Here is a 9,085-nt window from a genome sequence, read left to right on the forward strand (position 1 = left end):
AGGTCGACACGTCTCGTGCGTCAGGTCGACACGTCTCGTGCGGCAGGCCGACACGTCTCGTGCGGCAGGTCGACACGTCTCATCTCGGCAGTGACACATCATGCGGTTGACCGACACGTATCGGCGCACTTTTTAGGCAAATCGATAGTATAGGAGCAGGAAGGTCGACAGGACAAATAGAAAATTAAGGGATACGAATATCATCTGGTCGGTCCGGGATCGGTGCATCTCCACCGGCGGCTTGTAGAAGCTGGTCCCCTCGATGATGAACATGAGCAGCACGACATGAATCATGAAATGGCCGATCAGCTCGGTGATCCCGAACAGCAGGGTGGTCGACAAAAAGATCAGCGTCAGGGCGACGGCGAGCAGCCGATGCAACAGTCCGACCATGAGCAAATAACCAACGACAAACTCGATCATGCCCGCCATCACAATAAAGGCGCCGGGCGAAAAGCCGAAGGTGGGCACCTGGTGATGGTGGATAATATCCTCGGCCATCACCGGGTAGACCCACTTCTCGACAGCGACCCAGCAGAGCGAAAGTCCGGTGCCCAGATAGAGCAGCGGAAAGCCAAGCCTCGAATCACGCGTCCGCTCGAAGACGAGCACGACGATGACGGCAAAGTAAAAAATGTAGTCGAGCATATGGAACAGTCCCGCTCTGGCCGTCAGATGGATGAACAAGCCCAGGGCGACGAGCGCGCCGGCCTTGGTGGCAAACTTGTAGGGGATCAGCAGACAGAGGATCGCCGCCCACAGCAGCGCTCGCTCGATCGGCTGCTCCAGTGCGAACTCGGGCGCGAACATCGAGCCGGAGACGGCTTGCAGGCTTAGTGCTGCGGCGGTGCCGTACTTGAGCAGTGGCGAGAGGTAGCTGCGCCACAGGTCCATGCGGCTGTCGATCCGCCCTGCCAAGGACCAGCCCGAGAGCCGACTGGCCAGCTGAGTCAGTCCGGCGAGCAGCACCGCCGTCGCAGCGGTCACGATCATAAAGTAGGGCGAGAGGATCGCTGTCAGCTCTTCCTTGACCGGCTCGACCTCGGTGAACCATTTGACGTGGGCATGCGCGGCGGGAGGGGTGAGGGTGAGGATTGAAGTCAGCGCCGCGCCGATCATCAGCATCAAGCCGAGCCTCGAAGGTTTCATCATCTATCATTTCATCTCCTTTCAGAATGTGTGGAAGGCAGGAGCAGGAGGACGTAGACGTGACCATAACCTCGCTTCGCACCCGGATGATTTTGCTCATCCTGATCGTGACGCTAATCCCGCTGACGATTGTCGGCATCGCCAACTATTTGTCGGCCCGCGAGGTAATCCAGGAGCCGGTGCCTCATCTGCTATGGCGGACTGTGTTTTTCATCCTGCTGGCGGAGCTGACGATCTTTGGCCTGATCCTGACCTTGTTCAACCGGCTGTTGGCCCGGATCGGTCGCATCCTGGAGGTGACCGAGCAGGTCGCCGAGGGCAAATTCGACGTGACGCCGCTCCCGGTGGGTCCGGGCGACGAGCTCGATCAGCTCGCCGGATCGGTCAATGGCATGATTGAGCATCTGCGGGAGATGTTCGAGAAGCTGGAGACCATTATTAACCAAAATGGCTTCGCCTTTATCGTCATGGATAAAGATTACAAAGTATCTTACTTCAGCAAGACGGCCGAGCGAATGCTGGGTTACCGAGCAGAGGAGGTGCTCCAGCGGGCGACGCCGATGACCTTCATCGCGCCGGAGGAGGTGGTGGCGGCAGCCGCCGAGCTGTCGGCGGAGCTGGGCCGCGAGGTGCCGGCCGACGATTCGTTGTTCCGCGAGCTGCGGGATCGACAGCTCACTTATGTGCGCGAGTGGACATTTATGCATAAGGACGGCACCCGTATTCCGGTCGAGCATTTTTCCAACGGACTGCGCGACCGGGACGGGAATTTTGCCGGGGCGATCGGCATCACGCGCGACATCACGGGATTGAAGCGTTCCGAAAAGGCGCGTGGCCGCCTGCTCGAGGTGATCGAGGCGGCCAAGGATCTGGTGGCGACCTTCGACGCGAGCGGACAACTCATCTACATGAACCCGGCCGGGGCGGCGCTGCTTGAGCTCACAGAGGAGGAGCTCGACTCGCCTGCGCTGGCGGAGCATCCACTGCTGTCCGCGCCGCTGCATGAAGGGTTGGTCCAGGCGAGGCACGAGGGCTACTGGGAAACCGAGTCCTCCTATGAGCGTCGCGACGGCCAGATCGTCCATGTCTCGCAGATCGTCGTCGTGCATCACCGAGAGGAGGAGGGCGAGCGGTTCTACTCGATCATCGCCCGCGACATCACATTCCAGAAGCAGGCGCAGGCAGAGAGCGAGCAAGCCCGGCGCGAGGCGCTCGAGGCTAGCCAGGCCAAGAGCCGCTTCTTGGCCCGGATGAGCCATGAGATCCGGACGCCGCTTAACGGGATCATCGGTCTGACGCAGCTGATGAAGAAGACCGAGCTGAACGGCCTGCAGCGACAATACTTGGACAATGTCTCGCTCTCTTCGCAGACGCTGCTCGGGCTCGTCAACGATGTGCTCGATGTCTCCCGCATCGAGGCGGGTAGGATGGTGCTGGAGGAGGCCCCCTTCGACCCCGGCATGATGCTGATGCGGCTATGCGATGCGATCAGTCTGCAATTGGGGCATAAGCAGGACCTGGAGTTCCTGGTGGATTGCCCGCCGGAGCTGCCGACGAGTCTGATCGGCGACTGCCAGCGGCTGGAGCAGATCCTGCTCAATCTATGCACCAATGCGGTCAAGTTCACGCCGCAAGGACGGGTGGCGCTGACGCTCCGGATCGCTAAGGTGCAGGATGGGACGCGCGAGGCGACCTTCGCGGTAGAGGATACAGGGATCGGCATCGAGCCGGAGCAGCTGAGGCGATTGTTCCGGCATTTCACCCAGGCGGACGGTACGGCGAGTCGCAAATACGGGGGCAGCGGGCTCGGTCTGGTCATCGTCAAAAGCCTGGTGGAGCAAATGGGCGGCGAGCTGCACGTATGGAGCGAGCCGGGGGTGGGCAGCCGCTTCAGCTTCACGCTGCGGCTGCGCCAAAACGAAGCCGAGAGTCCGAACCGCATGCAGCTGAGCGGGTGGGCGGCGAGCGGCTCACCGGTCTGGGTGCTGGAGGATGACGAGCGGATGCGGGAGCACTGGTGCCGCATGCTCGGCGAGATGGGACTGCAGGCGGTCCCCTATGACAGCTGGTCGGGACTGCTCGAGACGCTCGCCGGCGGCGGACGCCCGGGACTGCTGCTGCTGGATATGGAGATGCCCGATATGTACGGAGAGGAGACCTGGCTCGTCTGTCAGGAGGCGGCGGCGCGCATCGGCGCGCGCACGCTCATGATGACGACGGTCTACGGCCGCGAGGAGGTGCAGCGGATGCCGGGCGAGAGCCGGCCGGACGCACTGCTGGTCAAGCCGGTGAGCCGGCTCGGCCTCTACCAGTGTCTGCAGGTGCTGATCGAGCGGCCGCAGCCGATGGCTGCGAGCGATCCCGAGCAAGCGCCGCCCGCCATGCGGCGCGCCGATCGGCAAGCCCGGGTGCTGCTCGCGGAGGACAATCGGATCAATCAGCTGGTCGCGGTCGATATGCTGCACAGTCGCGGATTCGAGGTTGGGCTGGCGGAGAATGGGGTGCAGGCGCTGGAGCGGATCCAGTCGGAGAGCTGGGATCTCGTCCTGCTCGATATTCATATGCCGGAAATGGACGGGACCGAGGTGGCCAGACGCATCCGTCTCGACCCGAGCTGCGCCGGGCTGCCGATCATCGCGCTGACGGCCAACGTGCTCAGCCGCGACCACCAGCATTATCTGGCGCTCGGGATGAATGCCGTCGTCACCAAGCCGATCGACGAGGAGCAGCTCTTCGCTGTGATCGACCGTTGGCTGCCGCAGCTCGTGCTGAACAAGCGGACAGAGACGCCCGGCGACCAGCAGCGTCCATCCGCAGAGGCGGCGCCGGGCGGAGAGCCGGAGGGAGCGGGATTCTGCTACGAGGAGGCGCTCGCCAGGCTCAATGGGAAGGAGTCGATCCTGCAGCATATGCTGCAGCTGTTCGACCGCGAGTACGCCGACTACGGGGTCAGGCTGGGCGTCGCGTTGCAGGCGGGAGATTATCGGCTGGCGCACCGTCTCGCCCATACGCTCAAAGGCGTGGCGGGCAGCCTGGCCGCCCGTCGATTGATGTCGATTAGCGCGGAGCTGGAGGCGCAGCTGCGGGAAGCCGACCCGGATCGCTCATTGCTGGGGAGCAATTTACGGCGGCTGGAGGCGGAAATTTTAAACGTTCGGCTACAAATTCGATGAAAATCCTAACAATTTTCTAACAATTGTATTGTTGTGTCCATATCTCTATAGTATCATTGGTAATAGAACCACTTTCGACAATATTCTGCAGTCGCTTGGATGGCTTGAGTTCCTATATAGAGGTGGACGGGTTATGTATCGAGTGCTAGTCATAGAAGATGACCTGATCATGGGCGACATGCTGTCCATGTATCTGGCCGAAGAAGGGTATTCAGTCAGGCTGGGCCCGACGGCTGCGGACGGAATGCGGCTGCTCGGCGAGTTTGACCCGCACATCGTCCTGCTGGATCTGATGCTGCCCGACCGCGACGGGATGGAGCTGTGCGGGGAGATCCGGGAGAGCTCGCAGGTGCCGATCATGATTATCTCCATGAAGACCGAGGTGTCCGAGCGGGTACAGGCGCTCAAGGCGGGTGCGGACGATTATCTGTGCAAGCCGTTCAGCATGCATGAGCTGACCGCGCGCGTCTACGCGCTGATCCGCCGTACGCAGACGATGAGCCGGCTATCGGATCTCCCGGACGCGCCGCCGACGGCGCATGATCCGATCCAGCTCGATATCGACCGTCGTTCGTTGAAGGTGCGGGGCGTGCCGGTGGATACGACATTCTCGGAGTTCGAGATTATGAAGCTCTTCCTGGCTCATCCGGGCAAGGTATTCAGCCGTGAGGATCTGATCAACGCGATCCGGGGCTTCGACTCCTTCGTCACCGATCGGGCTATCGATGTCCATGTCGTCAATCTGCGCAAAAAAATCGAGCAAAACCCGAGGGAGCCACGCTTTATCCGGACGGTGTGGGGCGTTGGCTACAAGTATATCATGCAGTCCGAATGAAGAGCTAACATTGTTCTAAAAACTAACATTCTCCTAAAGAGAATTGCTTACTTTTCTAAAGGCTTTCTGTCATACTGTCTCTTAACAGCCTGGGACGACCGAGAGTATGCAATACAGGAGGAGAGGCGCAAGGATGGAGAGCTTCAGGCCAACGCCTGGCTGCGGCTTGAACGGCCTGTCAGCGCGGGAGCCGGACGGGCTGACCCGCTTGATGAACCGTGAGGCAGCTTCGGATATCGTCGATGCATCGCTCGCACACTTCAAGACGGCAGCGGTAATGCTGCTGGACCTGGACCGGTTTTATCTGATCAATGAAAGTTACGGAACTGCGCTCGGAGATGCTGTGCTGGCTGCCCTGGGGGAACGGTTCCTGCAGGCCAGAGGGCTGAGCGGCTACCCGGCGTGCCGCTATGGCGGCAACACCTTCCTGTTCGTGCTCGATGAGGAGGATGTGGAGGCGCAGGCAGAACGGATCCGCAAGGTCGCCGAGCTGCCGCTGTCTGTCCAATCGAGAGAGCTGCAGCTCTCCGTGAGCTGTGGCATCGCCCAGGCGCCCTATCATGGCAAGCAGGCCAACGACCTGTTGCGTCATAGCGATACGGCGCTACAGATCGCCAAGGCTTCTCGATACGGCGCCGAATCTGTGGCCTACTCGCTGGAGCTCGGCCAGACCTCCTCGAGACGGAGTATGATCGAGGGCGGACTGCGCCGCGCGCTGGAGCTAGGGCAGCTGCGCGTCATGTTCCAGCCCCAGTACCAAGCGGAGGATGGTCGGCTCCGCGGCGTCGAGGCGCTGCTGCGCTGGCATCACCCGGAGCTGGGCGCGGTGTCGCCGGCCGAGTTCGTGCCGATTGCGGAGCAGACGGGGCAGATCCGGTCGATCGGCGAATGGATGATCCGGACGGCCGGCTTGCAGTACGGCCGTCTGCGGGAGCTTGCCGGCGAGGATCAGTCCTTCCGTCTCTCGGTCAATCTCTCGGCGGTGCAGCTGAGCGAGCCGAGCTTCGCCGATCGGCTGCTTGGCCTGCTCCAGGAGGTAGGACTGCCGCCCGCTTGTCTGGAGCTGGAGATTACCGAGAGCTGCATGCTGGAACAGATGGACCAGACGGTACGGCAGCTGCGCTGGCTGCGGCAGGCAGGGATCCGGATCGCGCTGGATGACTTCGGTACGGGGTATTCGTCGCTCAGCTATCTGAGCCGCTTGCCCGCCGACGTGCTGAAGCTGGACAAGTCCTTCGTGCAGCCGGCAGAGGAGCGGGCTGCTGGCTGGCTGATCGCTGAGACGATGGTCCGGCTGGCACGAGAGCTGGGGCTGGAGGTCGTCGCCGAAGGGGTCGAGACCGATGCGCAGCTGGCGCTAGTTCGAGCCTGGGGCTGCGATGCGGTGCAAGGATATTTGCTCTGCCGCCCCGTTGAAAGCGTCGATTTGGGCACGGTAATCGCAGCTCGCAGCAGCTAACAGGCGTTCTTTCGGGAGCGCTTGTTTTTTTGTGCTTGCCACAGCCCAAAGAACCTTCGTCCCCAAACAACAGCGGGAGAAGGTTCTTTATCGTAGGGCAATCATCAGCTCAGGACACTTCCAGGTATAGTTTGGTGCCGTCGTTGTATTGGAAGATGGCGACATCTCGAATGACTTCCACCGATTTGATGCGTTTCCAACGTTTGTGAAATTCGAAGTCCAGAGCGAGCTCGGCTAGTTTGGCATGCAACAGCTCATAATATTGCGTATGTTCAGAAGGATAATAGACGGGAACTGATTTGTTTTTAAACGTAACGACTTTCATCATCGCACGCACCTCCGCTCTTTTTTATCATCTTATCCCAGAGATTTTAGATGGTTATAAAGGAGGCGTCAGGCCAGTGTTTAATTTGCTAACAAAGTTTTAATAGTTATAACCACTATAGTATACGCATAAAGGAACGAATTTGTTTCACTGCGGCTGCCAAAAATGCCCGATAATTGCGCGTAAATTGATCCCGTATGTGATGCGGAAAGCTTGTCCTATCGCAGGACATAGAGACGCTGAGTAGGCCGACTCCCTTGACGGGGAGGCCGGCCTGGGCAGCGCGAGGCTTACAGGTTGCCGCCGCGCTTCAGCCGCTTGACGATCTCGAGGTAATGGTCGGCAGTGATGCCAGGCGCGAACTCCTCCGGCAGCTCACGCAGCTCAGGGATGGGGCCGCCTTCGGGAGTGCCGATGACGACCTCCAGCTTGGCCCCGGTCTCGGGGTGGTTGCCTTTCCAGATCTGGTCGATATCGCGATAATCCTCGTAACTGAATGTGAACAGCTTGCGCCCGAGGCCCATTGCTTCAAACTTGCGGGCGGCGTCGAACTGATTGTTGCTCAGATCGGGAATCGGGATCAGCTTGGTCATATCGACGCCGGTGGCAATCTCCAGCGCTTTGGCGTAAGCGAGCACATGGACGCCACCCCGCACGAGCAGATAGCCGATCATCTCCCGGGCGACGGGGTGATTGGTCATCTCGTACACGCGCATCTTGTGGGTGCGGGCGCCGCATTCGAGGAAGAAGTTATGCAGCAGATCGAGCACCAGATTGCCGCTGTTGAACACATAGTCGCCGCGCCAGGGCTGTCCCATCGAGTCACCGGCCAGCGCGGTCTGCGCTGTGGCGATGAAGTGGTAGGTATTGCGCTTATTGAGCCCCTCAAACAAAGGCGTCGAATCCGGCTTGCCAGGACCCGTCGTGCCGGTAAGGATCAGGTTGATGGCGGCGGACACCAGCTCCACATGGCCCAGCTCCTCGGCGGTGATGCTGGCTACCAGATCATAGAACGGCTTCAGCTTCGTCTTGCCTCGGAAGTTAAAGGATTGGAATAAATAATTGTTCAGCGTCGACATCTCGCCGAACTTGCCGCCCAGCAGCTCCTGGACGGCTGCGGCTGCATTGGCGTCGGCGAAGGTGGACGGGGGCAGTTCGATTTGCAGTTTGTTGATCCGCGTAAACATCCGTGCTTCACCTCTCTTGGCTTCACTATTGACCAGTGTATGCCGCCTGCCCATGCAGCAGACCAGCGAATCAGGGCCCCATGGGCAGAATTGCGGCGCGGTTGGGGCCTGGGGCCTGTGGAAGAGGGCCGAACGAATAGTGTACAATGAGGGGACATATCGATTGCGACCGGATCACTTCGGAAGGCTGGAGGGAGGAGCGTCTTGCAGTTTTACAAAGCGTTTCTGACAAATATCAGCTTGTTGATTACGATTGGCTACATGTTTAACCTGGCTTACAAATATTTGTTCGTCCGCGTCTCGTCGAAGCTGCAAGCAGGCATGGTGCCGCTATTGTTTATCTTCGCAGGATGGCTGGCGATGCTGTTCGGGCTGCAGCTGACAGAGACGGTGCTATTCGACCTGCGCTTCGTCCCGATCCTGTTCGCGACGCTCGTCTTCCGCAAGCCGGCGACGCTGTTCGTGATCGGAGCGGGCATCGGCATCGGCCGATTGTTCTTCGGCCTCAATGCCGCCTCGTGGGCGGGCTTCGCCAACATGGTCATCCTCGGCATCGCGGGTGCGGCGCTGGTCGTCTGGTTCCGGGAGCGCGAATGGTCTTATCGACGCAAGGCTGCGGTCGCGATCCTGGGCATTAACACGCTTAACATTATCGACATCGCACTGCTCGGCGTCATCCCGGCAGGGGCGTATATCCGCGAGATCGGCGTCATCACGTATCCGCTCGGCATCGCTCTCAGCAGCCTGTTTATCTTCATCATCCGCGACTTCCAAAAGGAGCGCAAGCGAATCCAGGATCTGCGGAATATGAACGTGCTGCTGCGCAGGCAGACGCGCGAGCTGCGGGTCGCCAAGCGGGAGCTTGAGGGAAAGGCGCAGGAGCTGCTGCAAGCGTCTCGGTACAAATCGGAGTTCCTGGCCAACATGTCTCACGAATTGAAGACGCCGCTCAACAGC

At 60.1% G+C, this 9,085-nt stretch carries 7 protein-coding genes; 4 read left to right on the top strand and 3 right to left on the bottom strand.

Features of this window, described 5'->3' with window-relative positions; all coding sequences use genetic code 11:
- Window positions 1-132: 132 nt before the first annotated feature.
- Window positions 133-1,152: a DoxX family membrane protein gene (locus tag PA598K_RS26820; protein ID WP_128659892.1), complete on the bottom strand. Its 1,020-nt coding sequence runs from the start codon at window positions 1,150-1,152 to the stop codon at window positions 133-135.
- A 56-nt stretch (window positions 1,153-1,208) separates the two neighbouring features.
- Here PA598K_RS26820 and PA598K_RS26825 point away from each other — a divergent pair, with 56 nt between their 5' ends.
- From PA598K_RS26825 to PA598K_RS26835, 3 genes are all read left to right on the top strand, one after another.
- On the top strand, window positions 1,209-4,322 hold the full coding sequence (locus PA598K_RS26825) for a response regulator (RefSeq protein WP_185602246.1): 3,114 nt from the start codon (window positions 1,209-1,211) through the stop codon (window positions 4,320-4,322).
- Between the two features lie 133 nt (window positions 4,323-4,455).
- Window positions 4,456-5,157: a response regulator transcription factor gene (locus PA598K_RS26830; RefSeq protein WP_128659894.1), complete on the top strand. Its 702-nt coding sequence runs from the start codon at window positions 4,456-4,458 to the stop codon at window positions 5,155-5,157.
- 133 nt (window positions 5,158-5,290) lie between these two features.
- A complete protein-coding gene (locus PA598K_RS26835) occupies window positions 5,291-6,616 on the top strand; it encodes a putative bifunctional diguanylate cyclase/phosphodiesterase (protein ID WP_185602247.1) in 1,326 nt (441 codons plus the stop codon).
- A 109-nt stretch (window positions 6,617-6,725) separates the two neighbouring features.
- Here the strand turns inward: PA598K_RS26835 and PA598K_RS26840 are convergent, their stop codons facing one another.
- Together PA598K_RS26840 and PA598K_RS26845 are read right to left on the bottom strand one after the other, a co-directional pair.
- A complete protein-coding gene (locus tag PA598K_RS26840; protein ID WP_128659896.1) occupies window positions 6,726-6,944 on the bottom strand; it encodes a hypothetical protein in 219 nt (72 codons plus the stop codon).
- A gap of 287 nt (window positions 6,945-7,231) precedes the next feature.
- A complete protein-coding gene (locus PA598K_RS26845) occupies window positions 7,232-8,128 on the bottom strand; it encodes a manganese catalase family protein (protein WP_128659897.1) in 897 nt (298 codons plus the stop codon).
- 204 nt (window positions 8,129-8,332) lie between these two features.
- Between PA598K_RS26845 and PA598K_RS36560 the strand changes: the two genes are divergently transcribed.
- Window positions 8,333-9,085, top strand: a 753-nt coding sequence (locus PA598K_RS36560; RefSeq protein ID WP_376739081.1) for a LytS/YhcK type 5TM receptor domain-containing protein, incomplete at its 3' end; no start/stop codon positions are given.

The sequence above is a fragment of the Paenibacillus sp. 598K genome, assembly GCF_003851045.1.
Lineage (GTDB): Bacteria > Bacillota > Bacilli > Paenibacillales > Paenibacillaceae > Paenibacillus_D.

Excerpts from the sequence above, each read along its gene's own strand:
- PA598K_RS26820 (WP_128659892.1), bottom strand. The coding sequence starts at position 1,152 with ATGATGAAACCTTCGAGGCTCGGCTTGATGCTGATGATCGGCGCGGCG.
- PA598K_RS26830 (WP_128659894.1), top strand. The coding sequence starts at position 4,456 with ATGTATCGAGTGCTAGTCATAGAAGATGACCTGATCATGGGCGACATG.
- PA598K_RS26835 (WP_185602247.1), top strand. The coding sequence starts at position 5,291 with ATGGAGAGCTTCAGGCCAACGCCTGGCTGCGGCTTGAACGGCCTGTCA.
- PA598K_RS26840 (WP_128659896.1), bottom strand. The coding sequence starts at position 6,944 with ATGATGAAAGTCGTTACGTTTAAAAACAAATCAGTTCCCGTCTATTAT.
- PA598K_RS26845 (WP_128659897.1), bottom strand. The coding sequence starts at position 8,128 with ATGTTTACGCGGATCAACAAACTGCAAATCGAACTGCCCCCGTCCACC.